This is a genomic window from Glycomyces albidus, assembly GCF_009451885.1.
Taxonomy (GTDB): Bacteria; Actinomycetota; Actinomycetes; order Mycobacteriales; family Micromonosporaceae; genus Glycomyces; species Glycomyces albidus.
In genome coordinates this window covers 1-21430 of record NZ_WIAO01000013.1, presented here as the reverse complement: position 1 = coordinate 21430, position 21430 = coordinate 1, and the positions used below count along the sequence as shown (strand labels likewise).

General features: G+C 70.9%; 20 protein-coding genes. 10 read left to right on the top strand and 10 right to left on the bottom strand.

Going from position 1 to position 21430, the window contains the following annotated elements:
* The first annotated feature begins 74 nt into the window (after nucleotides 1–74).
* From GFD30_RS12250 to GFD30_RS12225, 6 genes are all read left to right on the top strand, one after another.
* Nucleotides 75–872, top strand: a complete 798-nt coding sequence (locus tag GFD30_RS12250) for a phosphoglyceromutase (protein WP_153025498.1) — start codon at nucleotides 75–77, stop codon at nucleotides 870–872.
* 87 nt (nucleotides 873–959) lie between these two features.
* A complete protein-coding gene (locus tag GFD30_RS12245) occupies nucleotides 960–2237 on the top strand; it encodes a sensor histidine kinase (protein ID WP_153025497.1) in 1278 nt (425 codons plus the stop codon).
* Entirely contained in the window at nucleotides 2215–2901 is a 687-nt protein-coding gene (locus tag GFD30_RS12240) for a response regulator transcription factor (RefSeq protein ID WP_322633186.1), read from the top strand. Before GFD30_RS12245 ends, GFD30_RS12240 begins: the two co-directional genes overlap by 23 nt.
* A gap of 118 nt (nucleotides 2902–3019) precedes the next feature.
* Nucleotides 3020–3976 (top strand): aldo/keto reductase, encoded by a 957-nt coding sequence (locus GFD30_RS12235; protein ID WP_153025581.1) that lies wholly within the window; start codon nucleotides 3020–3022, stop codon nucleotides 3974–3976.
* Between the two features lie 136 nt (nucleotides 3977–4112).
* Nucleotides 4113–4610, top strand: coding sequence for a PH domain-containing protein (locus GFD30_RS12230; protein ID WP_153025496.1), 498 nt, complete (start codon nucleotides 4113–4115; stop codon nucleotides 4608–4610).
* The gene (locus GFD30_RS12225; protein WP_227996151.1) at nucleotides 4607–6271 is read left to right on the top strand and encodes a PH domain-containing protein; all 1665 of its coding nucleotides are present in this window, start codon (nucleotides 4607–4609) and stop codon (nucleotides 6269–6271) included. The genes GFD30_RS12230 and GFD30_RS12225 overlap by 4 nt, the downstream gene beginning before the upstream one ends.
* On the opposite strand, the gene GFD30_RS12220 is transcribed toward GFD30_RS12225, so the two are convergent.
* Complete coding sequence (locus GFD30_RS12220) at nucleotides 6260–7483, bottom strand: NAD(P)/FAD-dependent oxidoreductase (protein ID WP_153025495.1); 1224 nt, start codon at nucleotides 7481–7483, stop codon at nucleotides 6260–6262. The genes GFD30_RS12225 and GFD30_RS12220 overlap by 12 nt on opposite strands.
* Before the next feature lie 234 nt (nucleotides 7484–7717).
* On the opposite strand from GFD30_RS12220, the gene GFD30_RS12215 reads away from it, so the two are divergent.
* Nucleotides 7718–8587: an ABC transporter ATP-binding protein gene (locus tag GFD30_RS12215; RefSeq protein ID WP_153025494.1), complete on the top strand. Its 870-nt coding sequence runs from the start codon at nucleotides 7718–7720 to the stop codon at nucleotides 8585–8587.
* A 20-nt stretch (nucleotides 8588–8607) separates the two neighbouring features.
* A complete protein-coding gene (locus GFD30_RS12210) occupies nucleotides 8608–9762 on the top strand; it encodes an ABC transporter permease (protein ID WP_194201940.1) in 1155 nt (384 codons plus the stop codon).
* A gap of 54 nt (nucleotides 9763–9816) precedes the next feature.
* Here the strand turns inward: GFD30_RS12210 and GFD30_RS12205 are convergent, their stop codons facing one another.
* The 3 genes from GFD30_RS12205 to GFD30_RS27920 form a co-directional block, all read right to left on the bottom strand.
* Complete coding sequence (locus tag GFD30_RS12205) at nucleotides 9817–11196, bottom strand: NCS2 family permease (RefSeq protein WP_153025492.1); 1380 nt, start codon at nucleotides 11194–11196, stop codon at nucleotides 9817–9819.
* 413 nt (nucleotides 11197–11609) lie between these two features.
* A complete protein-coding gene (locus tag GFD30_RS12200) occupies nucleotides 11610–12677 on the bottom strand; it encodes an LPXTG cell wall anchor domain-containing protein (protein WP_153025491.1) in 1068 nt (355 codons plus the stop codon).
* Nucleotides 12678–12908: 231 nt separating this feature from the next.
* Nucleotides 12909–13610, bottom strand: coding sequence for an LPXTG cell wall anchor domain-containing protein (locus tag GFD30_RS27920; protein ID WP_153025490.1), 702 nt, complete (start codon nucleotides 13608–13610; stop codon nucleotides 12909–12911).
* Between the two features lie 163 nt (nucleotides 13611–13773).
* Here GFD30_RS27920 and GFD30_RS12190 point away from each other — a divergent pair, with 163 nt between their 5' ends.
* Nucleotides 13774–16074, top strand: coding sequence for a glycosyl hydrolase family 95 catalytic domain-containing protein (locus GFD30_RS12190; protein ID WP_153025489.1), 2301 nt, complete (start codon nucleotides 13774–13776; stop codon nucleotides 16072–16074).
* A 773-nt stretch (nucleotides 16075–16847) separates the two neighbouring features.
* Here the strand turns inward: GFD30_RS12190 and GFD30_RS12185 are convergent.
* The 5 genes from GFD30_RS12185 to GFD30_RS12165 all read right to left on the bottom strand — a co-directional run bounded on the left by GFD30_RS12185 (nucleotide 16848) and on the right by GFD30_RS12165 (nucleotide 19921).
* Nucleotides 16848–17339 (bottom strand): hypothetical protein, encoded by a 492-nt coding sequence (locus GFD30_RS12185; RefSeq protein WP_153025488.1) that lies wholly within the window; start codon nucleotides 17337–17339, stop codon nucleotides 16848–16850.
* 42 nt (nucleotides 17340–17381) lie between these two features.
* Nucleotides 17382–17792, bottom strand: coding sequence for a hypothetical protein (locus tag GFD30_RS12180; protein WP_153025487.1), 411 nt, complete (start codon nucleotides 17790–17792; stop codon nucleotides 17382–17384).
* 94 nt (nucleotides 17793–17886) lie between these two features.
* Nucleotides 17887–18264, bottom strand: coding sequence for a hypothetical protein (locus GFD30_RS12175; RefSeq protein ID WP_153025486.1), 378 nt, complete (start codon nucleotides 18262–18264; stop codon nucleotides 17887–17889).
* A 78-nt stretch (nucleotides 18265–18342) separates the two neighbouring features.
* Nucleotides 18343–18711, bottom strand: coding sequence for a hypothetical protein (locus GFD30_RS12170; RefSeq protein WP_153025485.1), 369 nt, complete (start codon nucleotides 18709–18711; stop codon nucleotides 18343–18345).
* A 199-nt stretch (nucleotides 18712–18910) separates the two neighbouring features.
* Nucleotides 18911–19921, bottom strand: a complete 1011-nt coding sequence (locus tag GFD30_RS12165) for a hypothetical protein (RefSeq protein ID WP_153025484.1) — start codon at nucleotides 19919–19921, stop codon at nucleotides 18911–18913.
* A 325-nt stretch (nucleotides 19922–20246) separates the two neighbouring features.
* Here GFD30_RS12165 and glnII point away from each other — a divergent pair, with 325 nt between their 5' ends.
* Nucleotides 20247–21260 carry a glutamine synthetase gene (gene glnII / locus GFD30_RS12160; RefSeq protein WP_153025579.1) on the top strand — a complete coding sequence of 338 codons (1014 nt, stop codon included), beginning with the start codon at nucleotides 20247–20249 and terminating at the stop codon, nucleotides 21258–21260.
* Between the two features lie 80 nt (nucleotides 21261–21340).
* Here glnII and GFD30_RS12155 read toward each other — a convergent pair whose 3' ends face one another.
* Complete coding sequence (locus GFD30_RS12155; RefSeq protein ID WP_322633022.1) at nucleotides 21341–21427, bottom strand: IS3 family transposase; 87 nt, start codon at nucleotides 21425–21427, stop codon at nucleotides 21341–21343.
* Nucleotides 21428–21430: the final 3 nt, after the last annotated feature.

Here is a 21430-nt window from a genome sequence, read left to right as displayed (position 1 = left end):
TGAGGAGGCGACGCCCGCCACACCGCCGCGGCGACCGGGGGGCGGGGGCGCGGGCGGGGCGGCAGGATAGGGGCATGACCTACACTCTCGTGCTGCTTCGCCACGGCGAAAGCGAATGGAACGCCAAGAACCTGTTCACCGGCTGGGTCGACGCGAAGCTGTCGCCCTCCGGCGAGGAGGAGGCCCGCCGCGGCGGACGGCTGCTCGCCGAGGCCGGCCTGCTGCCCGACGTCGTCCACACTTCGCTGCTGCGCCGCGCGATCAACACCGCGGAGCTGGCGCTGAACGAGGCCGCGCGGTCCTGGATCCCCGTCAAGCGCTCGTGGCGCCTGAACGAGCGCCACTACGGCGCCCTCCAGGGCAAGGACAAGGCGCAGACGCTCGCCGAGTTCGGCGAGGAGCAGTTCATGATCTGGCGCCGCTCCTACGACGTCCCGCCGCCGCCGATCGAGCCCGGCTCGGAGTTCTCCCAGGACGGCGACGCCCGCTACGCCTCCCTCGCCCCCGAGGTCAGCCCCGCCTCCGAGTGCCTCAAGGACGTGCTCGAGCGCATGCTCCCCTACTGGTACGACGGGATCGTCCCCGACCTGAGGACCGGGCAGACCGTGCTCGTGGCCGCGCACGGCAACTCGCTGCGCGCCCTCATCAAGCACCTCGACGGCATCAGCGACGAGGCGATCGTCGGCCTGAACATCCCCACCGGCATGCCCCTGCTGTACGAGCTCGACGAGAAGACCCTCAAGCCGGTCACCGCCGGCGGCTCCTACCTCGACCCCGAGGCCGCGGCCGCCGCTGCCGCCGCCGTCGCGGCCCAGGGGAAGGGCCTGAAGGGGGACGCGAACAAGGGCCTGAAGCAGGCCGAGGAGAAGTAGTCCGAACGACCGCGGCGCGCCGGCAGGCGTGAGCTCGATTACGGCCCGGTGGTCGACACCGGGCCGTCTCGCGCTTAATCTGGGGGCGTGGCCCATAACGAACCGCAGCCCAAGAGCCTCGGCGGAGGCATCGGTCGCGTCCTCACCGGTCTCGCCGCGGGCGCCGCCTTCGGCGCCGCCGCGACCGCGATGATGCGGATCCGGCACCGGGGAGCGCCCCACCCCGAGCCCCGCTCCGCGCCCGTCCCCGACACCCGCCCGTGGGAGGCCGCCGTCGGCCTGCTCAGGACCGGCGTCTGCCTGGTCGACGACCACAACCGCGTCCTGTACACCAACCGCGCCGCCCGGGACCTCGGGCTGGTCGACGACCACGAGATCGTGTCGCTGACGCTGCGGGCGCTGCTCGCGCAGGCGCGGCGCTCGGGCCGCTACCGGGACGCGGAGATCGAGGTCCCGAAGCAGGTCATGGGCGAGCCGAGCGCTGTGAGCGTGCGCATCACGCCGCTGCCCGACGGCGTGTCGGTCGCCGAGTTCCAGGACATCTCCGAGCTCCACCGCGTCGAGCGGGTCCGGCGCGACTTCGTGGCGAACATCAGCCACGAGCTGAAGACCCCGGTCGGCGCGATGCAGATCCTCTCCGAGGCGCTCAAGGACGCCGCGGAGGACCCGGACGCGGCCGCGCGCTTCGCCGACCGCATCCGCTCCGAGTCCAAGCGCATGAACCACCTGGTCAGCGACCTGCTCGAGCTGTCGCGGCTCCAGGGGGCCGAGAAGCTGCCGGACCCCGAGCCGGTCGAGGTCGACCGGATCGTGATGGAGGCGTTCGACCAGACGCGGATAGCCGCCGAGGAGAAGGGCATCGAGCTCGTCGCCACCGGCGTCGAGGGCACCGAGGTGCTCGGGAACGAGCCGCAGCTCGTCACCGCCGTGAAGAACCTCGTCGGCAACGCCATCTCCTATTCACCTGAGCACACGTCCGTGGAGGTGTCCACCTCGGTGACGTCCCCGAACGGGCACCTCGCGGGGGTCAAGATGGTGTGCATCTCCGTGCGCGACCAGGGCATCGGCATTCCCGCGGAGGAGCTGGACCGCATCTTCGAGCGCTTCTACCGGGTGGACGCGGCCCGGTCGCGCGCGACGGGCGGCACCGGCCTCGGCCTGGCGATCGTCAAGCACGTGGCGGTCAATCACGGGGGTAGGGTGGAAGTGTCCAGTATGCCCGATGCCGGATCAGTGTTTACCTTGATGTTGCCTGCGCGTTCCCTTCCGTCCGACGCGACGGCACCGGACTCGGCTGAAATCGGAACCAACCAGCAAGCCCGCCGTTTAGGAAGGTTCACTCGTGACCCGCGTGCTCGTAGTTGAAGACGAGGAATCGTTCTCCGATGCCCTCTCCTACATGCTCCGCAAGGAGGGCTTCGAGGTGGCGGTCGCCGCGGACGGCGACGCCGCCATCAAGGAGTACGAGCGCGCCGGCGCCGACGTGGTCCTGCTCGACCTGATGCTGCCGGAGAAGTCCGGCACCGAGGTCTGCCGGGAGCTGCGCGCCCACTCGAACGTGCCGATCATCATGGTCACGGCCCGGGACTCCGAGGTCGACAAGGTGGTGGGCCTCGAGCTGGGCGCCGACGACTACATCACCAAGCCGTACTCGTCCCGGGAGCTGGTCGCCCGCATACGGGCCGTGCTGCGCCGCTCCGCCGAGCCGGACGACCCGATCGTCACGGTCCTCGAGGCCGGGCCGGTTCGCATGGACGTCGACCGGCACACGGTCACCGTCGGCGGCGGCGACGTGCAGCTCCCCCTCAAGGAGTTCGAGCTGCTCGAGATGCTGCTGCGCAACGCCGGGCGCGTGCTCACCCGCGGGCAGCTCATCGACCGGGTCTGGGGCGCGAACTACGTGGGCGACACCAAGACCCTCGACGTGCACGTCAAGCGCCTGCGCTCCAAGATCGAGCCGGAGCCGGGCAAGCCGCGCCACCTCGTCACGGTCCGCGGCCTCGGCTACAAGTTCGACCCGCACGCGTAGCCGTTCACCTCGGGTTCACCCGCGGGCGGGGGCTCGCCGCTCGTTCGCGTACAACGCTTGCCGAACCGGATAGGGTGCACTGGTGACCTTCATTCCCGCGGACGACCGCTACGAGTCCATGCCCTACCGCCGCTCCGGACGCAGCGGCCTCAAACTCCCGGCGATCTCGCTGGGCCTGTGGCACAACTTCGGCCACGGCCGGCCCCTGGAGACCCAGCGGGCGATCGTGCGGCGCGCCTTCGACCTCGGCGTCACCCACTTCGACCTGGCGAACAACTACGGCCCGCCGGCCGGGAGCGCCGAGGAGAACTTCGGGCGGCTCCTCGCCGAGGACCTGAAGCCGTACCGGGACGAGATCGTCGTCTCCTCCAAGGCCGGGTACTACATGTGGCCCGGCCCGTACGGCGAATGGGGCTCGCGCAAGAACCTCGTCGCCTCCGTCGACCGGTCGCTCGCGCGGCTGGGCCTGGACTACGTCGACGTGTTCTACCACCACCGGCCCGACCCGGACACGCCGCTCGAGGAGACCATGGGCGCCCTCGACGCGATCGTGCGGTCGGGCAAGGCGCTGTACGTCGGCGTCTCGAACTACACCTCCGAGCAGGTCCGGGCCGCCGCCGCGATCCTGCGGGACCTCGGCACGCCGCTGCTCATCGACCAGCCGCGCTACTCGATGTTCGACCGCCGGATCGAGGACGACGACCTGCTCGGGGCGCTCGACGAGGTCGGCGCCGGCTGCATCGTGTTCAGCCCCTTGGAGCAGGGCGTGCTCACCGACCGGTACCTCAAGGGCGTCCCGGCCGACTCGCGGGCCGCCACCAGCCACTTCCTCAACGAGGACAGCCTCGACGAGGCGACCATGGCGAAGGTGAAGGCGCTGGGCGAGATCGCCGCCTCCCGCGGCCAGTCGCTCGCGCAGATGGCGCTCGCCTGGGCGCTGCGCGACGACCGGATGACCAGCGTCATCATCGGCGCGAGCAGCGTCGCCCAACTCGAGGCCAACGTCGCCGCGACCGGGAACCTCGCCTTCACCGCCGAGGAGCTCGCGGCGATCGACGCGGTGTCGATCGGATAACAAGGCGCGCAAGCGATTCGCGGGGCCGTTCGACCTTTGTCGGCCCCGCGACCGGTACCTCGGTAGGACGCGGCGCCCGCGGAAGATCCGACCCGAGTCGGAAGTTTCACCCGCATTCGTTCCATACGATTCAGGCATGACCGCTTCACGGACCGCCCTCCGCCCGCCGCAGAACCGGTTCGACCCGCGCACCGTGCCCTGGTGGCGCGTGCAGCTGCTCGTCGCCACCGCCGTCCCCGTCGTGCCCCTGGCCGTCCTCGGCCTCCTCATCGAACCGGCCCGGCCGTGGCTGCTCGGCCCTGCCGCGCTGATCCTCGTCCTCGGCCTCGCCTCGGCCCTGGCGCTGCCGGCGTGGTGGCACCGGGTGCACCGCTGGGAGGTCACCGACACCGCGGTGTACACGCTCACCGGGTACTTCTGGCGCACCTGGCGGATCGCCCCGATGTCCCGCATCCAGACCGTCGACACCACCCAGGGCCCGCTCCAGCGCTCCTTCAGCCTGTCCACAGTGGTCGTCACGACGGCGTCGTCCGCCGGCGCGGTGAAACTCGAAGGGCTCGACCAGGACGAGGCGTCGGCGCTCGCCGAGCGCCTCACCGAGCTCACCGACGCGACCCCCGGGGACGCGACATGAGCGGGGAGGCCACCGCGGGAGCGGTCGAGCGCGGCGAGGCCGCGAACGGCACCGCCGGAAGCGGCTCTGCAGGAAGCGGAGCCAACGAGCACGGCGCCGCAGTGAACGGCACGGCTGCAAGCGACGCCGCCGCGAACGGAGCGGCCGGACCGGATCCGGTCGAGTCCGGCGAGCCCTGGCGCAGGCTCCACCCCAGCGGCCTCAAGGTCACGGCCCTCTACATGGCCGGGGTGATGACCGCCGCCGGCGTGCCCGTCGCGTTCGGGATCGGCTCGGGCGCCGGCCTGCTCATCGCGCTCGCGTTCGCCGTCCCCGGCGCCCTGCTCGTGATCGGCGCGACCGTCGGCTACGAGGCGATCCGCCTGCGCGTCACCAGGTACCGGGTCACCGACACCCGCGTGGAGATGCACACCGGCGTCCTGTTCAAGACCCGGCGCTCGCTCATGCGCGAGCGCATCCGGTCGGTCGACCTCACCGCCAACCCGCTCGAACGCGTCTTCGGACTCGCCAAGGTCAAGGTCGGCACCGGCGAGACCGGCAGCGGCTCGGGATCGACGAACGAGCAGACGCTCACGCTCGACTCGGTCGCCCGCGCCGAAGCCGACCGGCTCCGCGCCGAACTGCTCCGCCGCGCCGCCGCCGGCATCGGCGAGGACGGCGAGCAGCGGCTCGCCACCTGGGAACCCGGCTGGCTCAAGTACGCGCCGCTGTCGTTCCTCACGCCGATGCTCGCTGGCGCGGCCGTCGGCGCCGCGTTCCAGGTCGCGGACTGGTTCGGCAGGGGCGGCCTGCCCGTCGAGATCGTCGGCGGGCTCGTCGAAGAGCACGGGGCCTGGACGGTGCTCGGCCTCGGCCTGATCGTCCTGCTCGTCCTCGGCGCCGTCGCAAGCCTCGCGCTCCAGGGCGAGGCGTGGTGGCGCCACCGGCTCGACCGCGAACCCGGCGGGACGCTCCGCGTGCGCCGCGGCCTGCTCGTCTCCCGCTCGCTCAGCCTCGAAGAGGAGCGCATCCGCGGCATCGAGATCGTCGAGCCGATCGGGATCCGGTCCGCAGGTGCGGGACGCCTCGACGTGGTCGCGATCGGCCTCAAGACCGACCAGGAGGGCAGCGACCTCAGCACCCTGGTCCCGGCCGCGCCGCTCCCCGCCGTCACCGCCGCCGCCGAAGCGGTCGTCGGCCCGGTCGGGTGCGAGCTCCGGACCCATCCGAAGGCGGCCCGGACGCGGCGCCTGCGCTGGGCCGCGGTCACCGTCGCGGCGCTCGCCGCCGCGGCGGCCGTCCCGCATCTGCAGTGGCCGCTCCCGGCGCTGCTCAGCGCCGCGATCGTGCTCGCAGCGGTGCTCGGCTCGGCGTTCGCGGTGTGGACGGCCTTCGACTCGTACGCGTCCCTCGGCCACGCCCTGACCGCGCGGCACCTCGTGTCGCGGCGCGGCAGCACCCGCCGGGCCACGGTGCACCTCGACCGCTCCGGGATCATCGGCTGGCGCCTCTCGCAGTCGGTGTTCCAGAAGCGCATGGGCCTCATGACGCTCGACGCCACCACCGCGGCCGGCAAGGGCCACTACGCGGTGATCGACGCCGACGAGCACGAGATCCTCGACTTCGCCGACGCGGCCGTCCCGGACCTGCTGCGGCCCTTCCTGGTCACGTCACCGGAATGACCGCAGCGCCGACTCCCCGGGCGGCTCCTCGGCGCGGATCAGGGCCTCGATGTCGCCCATCCGGTCCCACGTGTTGACGGCCATGCCCGCGAGGACCCGCCCCTCCTTGGTCCAGAACGCGGCGAACTCGAGCGACTCGACCGAGCCGGACACGACGATCTCGTCGTAGGCGTCGGGCCCGGCCACGAAGCCGAGGTACTCCATGCCGAGGTCGTACTGGTCGGTGAAGAAGTACGGCAGCTTGTCGAACGGCTCGTCCGAGCCGAGCGCGGCCTTCGCGGCGTGCACGCCGGTGTCGATCGCGGTCTGCCAGTGCTCCACCCGGATCGGGCGGCCGTAGTGCGGGTAGGGCGCGCTCGCGATGTCGCCGGCCGCCCACACGTCGGGGGCGCTGGTGCGCAGGGCGGCGTCGACGGCGACGCCGCCGCCGAGCTCCCTGCCGCGCAGTTCGAGCCCGGCGGCGGCGGCCAGCCCGGTGTTGGGGGTGACGCCGACCGCGATGAGCACGAGGTCGGCGTCGACCCGCTCGCCGTCGCCGGTCTCGACGGCGACGGCGCGGCCGTCCTCGCCGACGATCTCCGCGACCGCGGTGCGCCGCCGCAGGTCGACCCCGTGGTCGAGGTGCAGCTTCGCGAACACGAGGCCCATCTCGGGGCCGAGGACCCGTTCGAGCGGCTGCGCGCCCAGCCCGAACACGGTCACGTCCCGGCCGAGCCGGCGCACCGACGCGGCGACCTCCATGCCGATCCACCCGTCGCCGACGATCGCGACCCGGCCGTCACCGCTCTTCACCTCGGCGGCGAGCAGGTCGGCGTCCTCGACGGTGCGCAGCAGGTGCACGCCGCGCAGGTCCGCGCCGGGCACCGGCAGCGCCCTCGGGCTGGAACCGGTCGCCAGGAGGAGCTTCGCGTAGTCGAGCCCGCTCCCGTCGGCCAGCGCGAGCCGGCGGGCGCCGGTGTCGAGCCCGGTCGCGGGCACGCCGACGCGCAGTTCGGCGTTCTGGCGGTACCAGTCCTCGTCGACGGTGAACAGCGCCGACCGGTCGGCGTCCCCGCGCAGGTAGTCCTTGGAGAGCGGCGGCCGCTCGTACGGCCGGTGCGGTTCCCCGGTGACGACGACGAGGTCGCCCTCGTACCCCTCGTCGCGAAGCGTCTGCGCGGCTTTGGATGCGGCGAGGCCGCCTCCGACGATGACGAACGGTGCAGTGCTCATATACGTCTCCTCACGCGTCGCCGAGGCCGCTCAAGTGCGACTCCGGCTCCCGTAGACGGCTCAGGCGGCTGGCCCGCCTCTCATTCTTACGCCGAACGGGTGACCGGGGCGGCGGCAACCGACACTTGTCCCGCGCGGAAATCAGTGTGATTACTTCTCGCGAATGAATCCGGGCGGTCCGGAATCAGCCTCAAGCATGAGGACCCGGCTCCGGCCCGGAACTAGGGTGAGTTCATGTTGGAAATCAAGGACCTGCACAAGCGGTTCGGCGACACCGCAGCCCTCGACGGGGTGTCGCTCTCGGCCGCGCCGGGCGAAGTCGTCGGGTTCGTCGGGGCCAACGGGGCCGGCAAGACCACCACCATGCGCATCGCCATGGGCGTGCTCGCCGCCGACTCCGGGGAGATCGTCTACAACGGATCGCCGCTCGGCGTCGAACAGCGCCGCCGCTTCGGGTACATGCCCTCCGAGCGCGGCCTCTACCCCAAGATGAAGACCGGCGAGCAGGTCGCGTACTTCGGCGAGCTGCACGGGATGACGCGGGCCGAGGCCCGCCGCTCGGCCGCCGAACTCCTGGAGCAGCTCAACCTGACCGAGCGGATGGGCGACTTCGTCCAGGACCTCTCCCTGGGCAACCAGCAGCGCGTCCAGCTCGCCGTCTCGCTCGTCCACGACCCCGAGGTGCTCATCCTCGACGAGCCGTTCTCCGGCCTCGACCCGATCGCCGTCGACGTCATGGGGACCGCGCTCAAGGACCGCGCCGCGGCCGGGGCGCCCGTCATCTTCTCCAGCCACCAGCTCGACCTCGTCGAGCGGCTCTGCGACTCCGTCGTCATCATCGGCAACGGCCGGATCATCGCCGCCGGCGGCGTCGAGGAGCTGAAGGCCAAGGAGGTCAAGCACCTCCGCATCAGCGTCGAGACCCCCGAGGACCTCACGGCGCGGCTCCCCGGGACCGTGACCCGCGACGGCGACGACTACCTCATCGAGGACGGGGACGACCAGGAGGCGCTGCGCATCGCCGCGGCCGCCGGGCGCGTCACCCGCTTCGCCTACGACCAGCCGACCATCGCCGAGATCTTCCGAGAGGCCGTGACCCGATGACGCAATCAGAGACTTCGCGGATGCGCGGGCTGCTGCTCGTGGCCGGGCGCGAGATCCGCGTCCGGGGCCTGTCCAAGTCGAACCTCGTCAGCCTAGTCGTCACCGTCGTGATCGTCGGCGTCCTCGCGGCGCTCCCCACCCTCATCGGCGGCGACGAGGGCGACGCGAAGGTCGGCCTCGCCGGCGACAACGCCCCCGCGATGCAGGCCCAGCTCGAAGCCATGGGCGGCTTCGACATCACCGTCTACGGCTCCGCGGACGAGGCCGAGCGGGCCGTCGAGGACGAGACCGTCGAGGCGGCCGTCGCCGACGGGTCCCTCTACAGCCTCGACGGGGTCGCCAACGACGTCGAGACGAAGATCGACGCCGCCTGGCAGGCCGCCAGCGTCCAGACGAACCTCGCGGACGCCGGGCTCTCCGACCAGGAGATCACCCAGGCGCTCACCGTGCGGCCCTTGGAGTTCGTGACCCTCGAGTCCGGCGGCGTCAACAGCACGCTCGACTACTTCACCGGCCTGATCATCTCCATCATCATGTTCATGATGCTCATGACCCCGGTGCAGTACATCGCCATGGGCGTCGTCGAAGAGAAGTCCAGCCGCATCGTCGAGATCCTCCTGACCAGCCTCAAGCCGTGGCAGCTCCTCGGCGGCAAGGTCATCGGCCTCGGCGTGATCTCCCTGGTCAACCTGATCGCCATGGTCGCCGTCGGCCTCGGCGTCTCGGCCGCGACCGGGATGCTCTCCGACCTCCCGCCGGGCACCGCCTCCGCGGCGGTCTCCACCATCGGGTGGTGGCTGATGGCCTTCGCGCTCTTCGGCACCCTCGCCGGCGGCGTCGGCTCCCTCGTCTCCCGCCAAGAGGAGTCCGGGTCGGTCCTGACCCCGCTCATCATGTCGCTGACGCTCAGCTACCTGGGCGCGATCTTCCTGCTGAACGCGCCGACGAGCACGTTCGCCGAGGTCCTGTCGATCATCCCGCCGTTCTCGGGCATCGCGATGCCCACCCGGATGGCGATCGCCGAGGTCCCCGCCTGGCAGATCGGCCTCTCGGGCGTCCTCCTGGCGCTCGCGGCGGCCGGGGCGCTGGCGCTCGGCTCGCAGCTGTACAAGCGCAGCGTCCTGTACACGGGGTCGCGCATGAAGCTCACCGAGGCGCTCCGCCGCGCGGCGTAGCACGACGCGAAAGGGCCCGGGAGGCTTCCTCCCGGGCCCTTCGTCGTGTGCGCGCTACTCGAGCAGGAACAGGAAGTAGCCGATCGAGGCGAGCATGAGCACCCAGGCGATCGGGTGGACTTCCTTCCAGCGGGCCTTCGCGGCCATCATGACCGGGAAGAACACCAGCCCGAGGGCGATGCCGTTGGAGATCGAGTAGGTCAGCGGCATCGCGGCGACGATGAGGAACGCCGGGATGGCGTACTCGAGCCGGTCCCATTCGATCTGGCCGAGCGCCTTCGCCATGAGCACGCCCACGATGATGAGCGCGGGCGCGGTGACCGCGGGGTTGTTGGCCACCAGGCCGAACACCGGGAACGCGACGAGCGAGACGATGAACCAGAAGCCGGTCGTGACCGCGGTCAGGCCGGTGCGGCCGCCGACCGAGACGCCGGCGGTCGACTCGATGTACGCGGTGGTGGTCGAGGTGCCGAGGACGGCGCCGGCGGAGGTCGCGATCGAGTCGGTGGCGAGTGCGCGGCCCGCCCGGGGGAGCTTGCCGTCCTTGACGAGCCCGGCCTGGCCGGCGACGGCGAACAGCGTTCCGGCCGTGTCGAAGAAGTCCACGAACAGCATGGTGAGGATGACGGCGATCATGTGGACCGTGAACGCGTCTTCGAAGCCGGTGAAGGCCGCGCCGAACGCGTCGAGGTTCGGCGTGAAGCCCTCGGCGAGGCGGAAGTCGATGACGCCGGTGAGGATGCCGAGCGCGAGGGTGGCGAGCATCCCGTAGAAGACGCCGCCCTTCCAGCCCAGGACCATGAACACGGCGGTGACGACGAGGCCGAAGACGGTGAGCAGGACCGTGCCGTCGGTGAAGCTGCCGATCGTGACCAGCGTGGCCGGGGAGTCGACGACGATGCCGCCGCCTTTGAGGCCGATGAACGCGATGAACAGCCCGATGCCCGCGCCGACCGCGAGCTTGAGCTGGGCGGGGATCGCGTTGATGATCGATTCGCGCGCGCCGGTGACCGCGAGGACGAAGAACAGCACACCGGACACGAGGGTGCCGGTGAGCGCGGTCTGCCAGGGGATCCCGAGCGTCATCACCACGGTGAAGGCGAAGAACGCGTTCAGTCCCATGCCGGGGGCGGTGGCGATGGGATAGCGGGCCCACAGGCCCATGACGAGGCAGCCGAGGGCGGAGGCGAGGGCGGTCGCGGTGAAGACCGCCCCGGGGTTCGGTGCGTCGAATCCGGCTTCGGAGAGTCCGAAGCTGAGGATGCCAGGGTTGACCGCGAGGATGTAGGCCATCGCCAGGAACGTGGTGGTTCCGGCGAGGATCTCGCGCTTCCAGTTGGTCTGGTGCTCGGTCATCCCGAAGTACTTGTCGAGGCGCCCGGGCGGGGGCGCGTCGTCGTTCGTCGTGTTCTCTTCTGTGGCTTCAGTGGCCATGTGGCGGGCACTCCTGTGCAGGTGCGTCGTGGATGCCGGGCAGCGGGCACCGCGGGGACCAGGCCGGCGTCCAGGCGCCGAACCTGCCGGTAATGTACCGGGTCCACCACTGAAAGAGAAGCGAGTCGGCCTCGAAGTCGCGGGTTTTACACAGACTTCACAGCCGGGGAAAGGCGACGCCCCGGAGCCAAGGGGGGGACGGCTCCGGGGCGTCGACTTAGGGTCGAGCCCCCGGTGGCAGGATTCCGGGGGCTCGACAAGGACCGCACCGTCAAGCAGCGGGCGGTAGTCGGAGGTCTCACCCCGGCCTGACTGCGCCGGGCTCCCTGCCCTGAGACAACTGCTAAACGCGGCGGCGTCTCCCGCGGTTGCATAACGGTTCGATAACGGCCGCATCCGCGGTTCGGGGCCGCCTATTCCTCGCCGGTCTCGGCCCTGCGGCGCGCCACGATGAGGATCACGATCCCCGCGAGCACCACGATGCCGCCACCGATGAGGAAGTACGTGAGCGAGGAGCCCGTGATCGGCAGCGCCGACCCGGCCGGCGAGGTCGAGACCGCGCCGGGCGCGGGGCTCGTCGTGGTCGGCTGCGAGCCGGACTCGGTCGGGCTGGACGACTCCTCGGCGGGCGAGGACGCTTCCTCAGAGGTGGTCTCTTCTTCAGAGGTCGTCTCCTCCTCGGAAGTGGTCTCCTCCGCAGAGGTGGTCTCTTCCTCGGAGGTGGTCTCCTCCGCAGAAGTCGTCTCCTCTTCGGAAGTCGTTTCTTCCTCGGAGGTCGTCTCTTCTTCAGAGGTGGTCTCCTCTTCGGAAGTCGTCTCCTCCTCGGAGGTGGTCTCCTCGGACGAACTCGACGGCTCGTCGGTCGTCGGCTCCTCCGACGTCGGCGCCTCGGTGGTCGGTTCCTCGGTGGTCGGCTCCTCCGAAGAGGGCTCCTCGCTCGGGGTCTCCGTCTCCTCGCCCGGGGGCTCCTCGGTCGCGGGGCACGTGTGGGTAAGGTTGAAGTAGTCCCGGTCGCCGTTCCCGCCGCCGTTCCCGTTGCCGCCCTTCTTGTCGTCCTCTTCGTCGTCGCGCGGGATCACGGCCTCGGCGTCGATGAGCGTGAGCCCGGCCGGAGTGACGATGTACGCCTTGTTGTCGCCGGAACCGGAGACGATCCCGCCGTCGTCGTCGGTGTTGAAGCGGAGGACGTTGCCGTCCTCGTCCTGGAAGACGGCTTCGATGTACTCGAAGTTGCCGTCGGCGCCGACCGAGTTGGGCAGTACGAAGACCCAGCCGTCGAGCCAGTCCGCGGTGTCGCCCGGGACCTGGTCGCAGCTCTGGTCGCCGAACCCTTCGGCGGTCGTGGGCACGTTGCCCGGGTTGATGGCGATGGTGTCGGTGCTCCCCGCGAGCGCGGGGACGGCGAAGGCGAGCGCGACGGCTCCGGCCAGGCCGGCCGCGATCGCGGCGCCGGAGACCTTCTGGCGGCGTGTGAATCTCAAGGGACTGGCTCCGTGATGGGTGGTCGGTGTCGGACCTGTCGGTGTCCGACGGCGCCTGGGCCAGGCGCCGGCGAAGTGTTCACGCCGCCGGATGCACCGCAGTTGCGGTCCGACCGGAAGGTTCTGGAATCCGACCGAACGGCTGACCTGCCAATCCACCGCGAAATCGGCGAAACGCGACGGCGCCCCCGGGGATGGGACCCGGGGGCGCCGTCTGAAGCGCTTCGCGCCTTACCAGTTCTGGGCCTCGCGGCGGCGGCGCTGGATCAGGTACAGCGCGGCACCGCCCGCGGCCAGGGCCGCGGCCGAGACGATCGCGATCGTCAGCGGGGTGCCGGTGGTCGGGAGCTGGCCGCCGGCGGTGGGAGAGGTCGTCTCCTCGCCGGGCTGGCTCGAACCGTCACCGGGCGAGGTCGGCTCCTCGGACGGGGACGAGGGCTCCTCGCCGGGGCTCGACGGCTCTTCGCCGGGCTCGCCGGGGCAGGTGTGCGTCAAGTTGAACTGGGCGCCTTCGTCGGGGTCGTTGACCTCGGCTTCGGCGTCCACGAGCGTCCAGCCGGCGGGCGTGATGATGTACGCCTTGTTGTCGCCGGAGCCGGAGACGATGCCGCCGTCCTCATCGGTGGTGAGCACGTGCTCGTCGCCTTCGGCGTCTTCGAAGGTCGCCGTGACCGAGATGAAGTTGCCCTCGGCGCCCGCGGCGGCCGGGAGCACGAACACCCAGCCGTCCTCGGTGGCGGCGATGTCGTCGGGGACCTGGTCGCAGCTCTGGTCGCCGAACTCCGCGGCGGTCGTGGGCACGTTGCCGTCGTTGATCGGGATCGTCGCGACCGCTGCCTGGGCCGGCGAAGCGAGCGCGATTGAGCCGAGCAGACCGGCGGCGGCGGTGACGCCGAATGCGCCGACGGTCTTGATGGATTGCTTGAGTTCCACGTTGATTGCTCTCGTTCGATCGTTGCGATATGGATCGAATGTGCCGGATTCGAGATGGGCAGTACTTTAACGCGCAGCGGGCACCGCAGGTTGCGACACGAATGAATAACGAACCGCAGCCCGGCCGAGCGCGCCTGACGCGTGGATCCTATAGGATATCGGCATGTCGCGAGCATTGAAGCTGAGCTATGACAGACCGGCCGACGCCTGGCACGAGGGCCTCCCGCTCGGAAACGGACGCGTCGGGGCGATGCTGGTCGGGGACCGGATCGAACTCAACGAGGACGGCTTCTGGTCGGGCGACGGCAATCAGGGCGTCCCCGACGGGGTTGAGGGCATCGCCGCCGAAGCGGCCGAGTTGGTGCGCCGCGGCGAGTACTTCGCCGCCGACCAGCTCATCACCCGCCTCCAGGGCCCGAGCACCCAGGCGTACCAGCCCGCCGGCGCGTTCACCGCGGTCCACTCCGACGCTCCTCTCGAGCGGCGCGAGCTCGACCTCCGCGACGGCGTCGCGACCACCGTGCGCGGCCTCGTCCGCCAGGAGGCGTTCGCGTCGGTCGCCTACGGCGTCATCGCGATCCGGTGGAGCGCCGAGGAGCCCTTCGACCTCGACCTGGAGTTCCACTGGCCGCACGAGGGCGGATCCGCGGAGGCCGGCGCCGACGCCGGGACCGGCGAGCTGCGCTTCACCGGCCGCGCCCCCGTGACCGTCCACAAGAACGGCGGACCCGACTACTCGTCCGCCGAGGGCGTGCGCCGGCTCGGCCTCACCGCGAGCGTCCGCTGCGACGGCGGCGTTGCCGCCGCAGACGCCGGCCACCGGTTCACCGGCTGCCGAGAGATCGAGGTCTTCCTCGCGCTCCACTCGGACTTCGACGAGCAGGCCGCCCTCGACCGGGCGCAGACCGACGCCCGGCGCGCGGCCGAGAGCGGCTGGCAGGCGCTCTTCGACGACCACCTCGCGGCGCACCGGGCCGTGATGGACCGCGTCGGACTCCGGCTCGATGCAGAGCCGCCCGAAGCGGCGGGCGCCGCTTCGTTCACGCAGTCCCCTGTGGACGAGCTGTCCACCGCCGACCGGCTGCGGCGCCGCGCCTCCGGCGAACCGGACGAGCACCTCGCCGTCCTCGCGTTCCAGTTCGGCCGCTATCTCCTGGCCGCGTCCTCGCGGCCGGGCACGCAGGCCGCGAACCTCCAGGGCATCTGGAACGACCTGGTCACGCCGCCGTGGAACTGCGACTACACCACCAACATCAACGTCGAGATGAACTACTGGCCCGCCGAGACCTGCGGCCTGCCGGAGTTCCACGAGCCCCTGTTCGACCTCGTCGAGGGCCTGGCCGCCACGGGCGCCGAGACCGCGCGTCGCCTCTACGACGCGGGCGGCTGGTGCTGCCACCACAACACCGACTACTGGCGCCTCACCACCCCGGTCGACGGGCGCGCCTGCTGGCAGGCGTGGCCGATGGGCGGGCTCTGGCTCGCCATGCACATCGCCGAGCACTGGCGCTTCGGCCGCGACGAGGAGTTCCTCGCGGACCGGCTCCCCCTGGTCCTCGGGGCCGCGCGCTTCGCGTTCGACCGTCTCTCCGAAGGCGGCGACGGCACGCTGGTCACCAACCCGGCGTCGAGCCCTGAGAACGAGTTCCGCACGCCCGAAGGGAACTCGGCGATCGACGAGTCCACCGGGATGGACGCGGCGCTCGTGCGCGAGCTGTTCGCGTTCGTCGTCGAAGCCGCCGACGTCGTGGCCGAGACCCTCCACGGCGAGGACCTCAAGCTCGTCAAGGGCATCCAGGAGGCGCTGCCCCGCCTGGCCGGCCCCAAGATCGGCGCCGACGGCCGGATCCTCGAATGGGCGGCCGAGCGCGAAGAGGCCGAGCCGCACCACCGGCACGTCTCCCACCTGTACGGCGTGTTCCCGGGTGACTCGTTCGCCGACTCCCCCGAGCTGCTCGACGCGGCCCGCAAGAGCCTCGAAGCGCGCGGCGACGCCGGGACCGGCTGGTCGCTCGCGTGGAAGACCGCGCTCTGGGCCCGGCTGGGGGACGGCGACCGGGCGCACCGGCTGCTCGGGGAGTTTCTGACACCGGTGGGCTTCCGCGGCGCGGGCACCGAGTACGCGGACGGCGGCGTCTACACCTCGCTGCTGTGCGCGCACCCGCCGTTCCAGATCGACGGGAACTTCGGCACCACCGCGGCGATCGCCGAGATGCTCGTGCAGTCGCACCGCACCGTCGACGGCGAGCCGGTCATCGAGCTGCTGCCGGCGCTGCCGAGCGCCTGGCCCGACGGCGAGGTCCGGGGCCTGCGCGCCCGCGGCGGCGTGACGGTGGAGCGGCTGGCCTGGCGCGGCGGGGCCGTGACGGACCTCGTCCTCGTCTCCAGTGTGGACACGAAGGTGCGGGTGCTGGGCCGCCGGGTGGCCCTCGCGGCAGGCACCCCGTGGACGCCTGAGCTCTGACCGGCACTGAGACCGCAAGCGGCCCTTGGACACAGGGGAGCGGCCGGAGTCCGATGGGACTCCGGCCGCTTGGGTATGAAGGTCTCACTCAGTTGTGGGGCTCGACGTTCGCCCCGCTGATCGGGGCATCGCTCGCGGACCGGTGGAGGTTCCGGCAGCTTCGGCGTTCACCAGCGCGTTCCCGCGTTCGGCGTTCACCGGCTCCTCCTGGTTCGCGGCGGTCCCGTTCAGCAGTACAGCTCGTCATCGGCCCCGCCGATCGGGGCACCGCTCGCGGACCGGTGGAGGTTCCGGCAGCTTCGGCGTTCACCAGCGCGTTCCCGCGTTCGGCGTTCACCGGCTCCTCCTGGTTCGCAGCGATCCCGTTCAGCAGTACAGCTCGTCATCGGCCCCGCCGATCGGGGCACCGCTCGCGGACCGGTGGAGGTTCCGGCAGCTTCGGCGTTCACCAGCGCGTTCCCGCGTTCGGCGTTCACCGGCTCCTCCTGGTTCGCAGCGATCCCGTTCAGCAGTACAGCTCGTCATCGGCCCCGCCGATCGGGGCACCGCTCGCGGACCGGTGGAGGTTCCGGCAGCTTCGGCGTTCACCAGCGCGTTCCCGCGTTCGGCGTTCACCGGCTCCTCCTGGTTCGCAGCGGTCTTGCCTGCTCGGTGGGGATCGACGACGGATTCGCCGATCGAGTTGGGGGGGATCGTCGGTTCCGGCGGCTTCGGCGTTCACCAGCGCGTTCCCGCACCGGCCACCGGCTCCTCCTGATCCCCAGCGGTCATGTTCAGCAGTAGGGCACGACGATCACCTCGCCGACCGAGACACCGCAGACGGACCATTGGAGGGCTCCGGTGGCGTCGGCGTTCACCAGCGCGTTCCCGCGTTCGGCGTTCACCGGCTCCTCCTGGTCCTGTATCGAGTTGTCGCAGTGCGCGCCTCGGGTGGAGGCGCCGACCGCGACCCCGCAGACCTTCCAGGTGGCGAAGTTCCGCAGGTCGATGTCGACGAGCCTGACGCCGCCGTCGCTCTCGTGGAGCTCCGGCAGGGGCGCGCCCGTCCACTCGTTCGCCGAAAGCGATCCGAGAACGGTGTCGCAGGCCGGGCCGGTGATCGCACCGGGTGTTCCGGTCTCGCAGACACTGGGTAGGACCGAGTCGTGCCCGGTCTCCACGGCGGCGAGCGTCAACCAGTCGGGAGTGGACGCCTGGGCGGCGTCTCCCGAGAATGCGGCTGCTGCCGCGGCGGCCGAAACCGCCGCCATGGTGGTGTTGCGCATGTGCCTCTACCCCTTCTCGCCCGCGTACGGGCGATGAACGGTCTAGTAGTCGCCTTGGTCGGCGCCCTTGTCGTGCCGGTCGCGTTCGTCCTCGGAGATGTGGTCGCGGTTGTCGCAGACCTGTCCGAACGACGTGGCGAGCACGTTCTGGCCGCAGATCTGCCAGTGCAGGGCACTGGAGGCGTCGGCGTTGACCAGCGACGGGCTCCCGGCCCACACGCCCGAGTTCTGGCCCGAGCCGATGTGGTCGCGGTTGTCGCAGACCTGGCCGTACGAGTTGGCCAGGATGTTCTGGCCGCAGATCTGCCAGTGCGCCAGGCTCGAGGCGTCGGCGTTGATCAGCGAGGGGCTCCCGGCCCACACGCCCGAGTTCTGGGCCATGGCGGGCGACGCCGCGCCGAGGGCGGCGATCGCGCCGGCAGCGGCGGCGGTGACGGCAAGTACCTTGCGCATCTGATGGTTCCTTTCGTTGCGGGCGGGACGGGCCTCCGCTTGACAGCCGCGAGCCTTGGCTCGGCGCTGCCCGGGGCTCGCCCCTGCGGCCGGTTTACTCCGCCGCGTGGGTGACGTGGTCGTAGTTCTTGCAGACCTGCTCGAGCGACGGCGACACGGCGATGTTCTGGCCGCAGATCTGCCAGTGCAGCGCACTGGAGGCGTCCAGGTTGGCGAGCGCCGGACCGGCCGCCCACACGCCGGACTGCGGGCCCGAGCCGATGTGGTCGCGGTTGTCGCAGACCTGGCCGAACGACGTGGCGAGCACGTTCTGGCCGCAGATCTGCCAGTGGGCCAGGCTGGAGGCGTCGGCGTTGATCAGCGCGGCGTCCGCGGCCCACACGCCCGAGTTCTGGGCCATGGCGGAGCCGGCGGAGCCGACGGCGGCGATCGCCCCGGCGGCGGCGGCGGTGACGATGAGAGCCTTGCGCATTGTTTCTTTCCCCGTTTCTTGGTTTCCTGTTGTCCCGCTTGACGAGCCGTCCTCGGCGGACGGCCCGGCCAGGGAGGTCTACTCGTTCAGGTGGTCGTAGTTGAGGCACTGCTGGTGCAGCGACGGCGCGACGGCGATGTTCTGGCCGCAGATCTGCCAGTGCAGCGCGTCCGAGAGGTCGATGTTGCCGAGCGCGGCGTCACCGGCCCACACGCCGGACTGCGGGCCGGGACCGATGTGGTCGCGGTTGTCGCAGACCTGGCCGATGGACTGGGTCAGGATGTTCTGGCCGCAGATCTGCCAGTGGGCCAGGCTGGACGCGTCGACGTTGACCAGGCTGACCTCCCCGGCGGTGATGCCGGAGTTGTTGCCGGCGGCCGTCGCGGGCGCTGCCGACAGGGCGGCGGCGCCGGCGGCGACAGCCGCGACGGTGAGAACCTTGCGCATGAGATGCGGTTTCCTTCTGGATTGTGCGCCCGATCGTGCGGGCGGCTCATCGGATTGCCGGGCCTCTCAGGGAGGCGGCGGCGAAGGCCTGGCCGCGCGTCGGCGCGCCGGAGGGCACCGGGGGTCTGAATCCCGAGCACTGAACCGGAGGGAGATGCGAAGGCGGACTTCGCTCCCCGCGCGCCGACGCGCGGTGGCGCTAGTCTGGGGCGACGGACAGCTCGGCGGCGCGGTCCAACGGCCGCCCCAAGTCCCCGATCACCGTGCGGGAGAGTGACACCTCTTCCCCCGCGGCGCACGGGGAGACGCAGACAGCGTTGCAACCGCTGTCGACGCTGATACCGGCGGTCGAGCCAGTGGCTCCACCGGGGATGATCTTCAGGTCGGGAAGGGCGGGGCCGTGGTACCCCCACGGCTCGGCCGCGGTGTGCGGCACGCCGCGCACCTCGTCGATCCCGGACCGGTCCGTCCCCCGCTGTTCTTCAGCGGAGCACTCGAAGGCGGCGGCCGGCCGGCCAGTGTGCGCTCCTCGGAGCGCCGCCACCACCTCGCTGGAGTCGGCGTTCGCCGCAAGTGCGGTGAAGCTCGGCTGTCCTGCGGCAGCGGCGAGGACGCTCCCGGGCGTCGTCGCGTCGCCGAGACGCAGGCCATCGGTCACCAGTCGCGCCAGGTCGCCGACCGGGTCGGTCGGGGGCGCGACAGTCTCATAGACACCGGACACCACCGGGGCCGGGCGGTCCACAATGGACGCCGTTCCCTGCACGAGGGTTCCCACCAGCGGTGCCACTACTTCGGCGGTGCCGTCTCCGACGGACGTGTCGTCCAGGTCGATCAAGCCGGGTCCGGAGCCGGTCGGCAGCACCGTGCCCACGGCTTCATCCGTCTCGTCCACCAGCGATCCCATCGGCTCGGACAGGCCCGACACCAGCCCCGTGACCTCCCCCTGTCCCGCCGGCGTCCGATGTCCCTGCTGGTTCTGCGGGACCAGTCGCGCGGCCAGGCGCGACATGTCGGACACCTCTGCGGAGAGGGGGTCGGTCATCGCGGCAAGGCCCTGCGATGCTGCGGAATCGTCTGATGCCCAAGCGGAATCGGCCATGGCGAAGGCCCCCAAGAGCAGGGAGCCGAATGCTGTCAGCGCGGCGCCGAGGAGGAACCGGAGCACGCTGAGACGGCGGGATTCCCCGCTGCCCCCGGCGATGCGTCCCATCGTCTCCCCCGTCGTCCTCAACCTGAGCGCGAGCGGTCTCGCCGCTCGCATCTAGAAGAACGAGACCGGCCCGACGGCGGATACGGGGCGAAGCAGATTTTCTCCCCGAACCCAGGGCGAGACGGACTCACAGCAGCCCGCTGCTCACGCACAGCACCGGTTAACAGACTGTTTACACGCGATCAATGAACGAGAAATTGCCCGCTGGGAGCGTGGCAGCACAGCCTCACGGCTCGAATCGGCACTGCCTCGCCGCGTGAGCAGGCACCCCCGGCCGGTTCGGACCCCCGAGCTGGACCGCGTCATGAAGAAGGGCTCCCACCTGATGGCCATCAAAGCCGAGTACATCTGGATCGACGGCACCGAGCCGACCGCCAAGCTGCGCTCCAAGACCAAGATCCTCGCCGACGGCGCCGAGCCGCCGATCTGGGGCTTCGACGGCTCCAGCACCAACCAGGCCGAGGGCCACGCCTCGGACTGCGTGCTGCGCCCGGTCAAGGTCGTGCCGGACCCGATCCGCGGCGGCGAGAACATCCTGGTCCTGTGCGAGGTCCTCGACATCGACTTCTCCCCGCACCCGTCCAACACCCGGGCGAAGACGGCCGCGACCGCCGAGAAGTACGCCGCGCAGGAGTCCTGGTTCGGCATCGAGCAGGAGTACACCTTCATGGTCGGCTCCCGCCCGCTCGGCTTCCCCGAGGGCGGCTACCCGGCCCCGCAGGGCGGCTACTACTGCGGCGTCGGCGCGGACGAGATCTTCGGCCGCGAGATCGTCGAGAAGCACCTCGACAACTGCCTCGCCGCGGGCCTGCCGATCTCCGGCATCAACGCCGAGGTCATGCCCGGCCAGTGGGAGTTCCAGGTCGGCCCGGCCTCCGCCCTCGAGGTCTCCGACTCGCTGTGGCTGGCCCGCTGGCTGCTGTACCGCACCGCCGAGGACTTCGGCGTCTCCGCGACCATCGACCCCAAGCCCGCCAAGGGCGACTGGAACGGCGCCGGCTGCCACACCAACTTCTCCACCAAGGCGATGCGTGAGGACTACGAGCCCATCATCGCCGCGTGCGAGGCCCTGGGCGAGAAGGCCGCCGAGCACATCGCCGTCTACGGCGACGGCATCGCCGACCGCCTCACCGGCGCCCACGAGACCGCCCACTACTCCCAGTTCTCCTACGGCGTCTCCAACCGCGGCGCCTCGATCCGCATCCCGTGGCAGGTCGAGAAGGACAAGAAGGGCTACCTCGAGGACCGCCGCCCCAACGCGAACATGGACCCCTACCTCGTCACCGGGCTGATCGTCGACACGGTCTGCTCGGCCCTGGAGAAGAAGGGCCTGGTCTAGCACCACCGTCCCCGGAACGGGACCGGAGGGGCGCAGCGGAGATTGAACTGGTCCCCGATTGTTGGACTGGTGTTTGAAGGCTAGGCCATGAGGGTCTGGGCCCGGTATGCAGCCGGGGTCAGGCCCTCAAGCCGTGTGTGGATGCGTTCGGTGTTGTACCAGCGGATGTA

Excerpts from the sequence above, each read along its gene's own strand:
- GFD30_RS12250 (WP_153025498.1), top strand. The coding sequence starts at position 75 with ATGACCTACACTCTCGTGCTGCTTCGCCACGGCGAAAGCGAATGGAAC.
- GFD30_RS12235 (WP_153025581.1), top strand. The coding sequence starts at position 3,020 with ATGCCCTACCGCCGCTCCGGACGCAGCGGCCTCAAACTCCCGGCGATC.
- GFD30_RS12230 (WP_153025496.1), top strand. The coding sequence starts at position 4,113 with ATGACCGCTTCACGGACCGCCCTCCGCCCGCCGCAGAACCGGTTCGAC.
- GFD30_RS12225 (WP_227996151.1), top strand. The coding sequence starts at position 4,607 with ATGAGCGGGGAGGCCACCGCGGGAGCGGTCGAGCGCGGCGAGGCCGCG.
- GFD30_RS12220 (WP_153025495.1), bottom strand. The coding sequence starts at position 7,483 with ATGAGCACTGCACCGTTCGTCATCGTCGGAGGCGGCCTCGCCGCATCC.
- GFD30_RS12215 (WP_153025494.1), top strand. The coding sequence starts at position 7,718 with ATGTTGGAAATCAAGGACCTGCACAAGCGGTTCGGCGACACCGCAGCC.
- GFD30_RS12210 (WP_194201940.1), top strand. The coding sequence starts at position 8,608 with ATGCGCGGGCTGCTGCTCGTGGCCGGGCGCGAGATCCGCGTCCGGGGC.
- GFD30_RS12205 (WP_153025492.1), bottom strand. The coding sequence starts at position 11,196 with ATGGCCACTGAAGCCACAGAAGAGAACACGACGAACGACGACGCGCCC.
- GFD30_RS12190 (WP_153025489.1), top strand. The coding sequence starts at position 13,774 with ATGTCGCGAGCATTGAAGCTGAGCTATGACAGACCGGCCGACGCCTGG.
- GFD30_RS12185 (WP_153025488.1), bottom strand. The coding sequence starts at position 17,339 with ATGCGCAACACCACCATGGCGGCGGTTTCGGCCGCCGCGGCAGCAGCC.
- GFD30_RS12180 (WP_153025487.1), bottom strand. The coding sequence starts at position 17,792 with ATGCGCAAGGTACTTGCCGTCACCGCCGCCGCTGCCGGCGCGATCGCC.
- GFD30_RS12175 (WP_153025486.1), bottom strand. The coding sequence starts at position 18,264 with ATGCGCAAGGCTCTCATCGTCACCGCCGCCGCCGCCGGGGCGATCGCC.
- GFD30_RS12170 (WP_153025485.1), bottom strand. The coding sequence starts at position 18,711 with ATGCGCAAGGTTCTCACCGTCGCGGCTGTCGCCGCCGGCGCCGCCGCC.
- GFD30_RS12165 (WP_153025484.1), bottom strand. The coding sequence starts at position 19,921 with ATGGGACGCATCGCCGGGGGCAGCGGGGAATCCCGCCGTCTCAGCGTG.
- glnII (WP_153025579.1), top strand. The coding sequence starts at position 20,247 with ATGGCCATCAAAGCCGAGTACATCTGGATCGACGGCACCGAGCCGACC.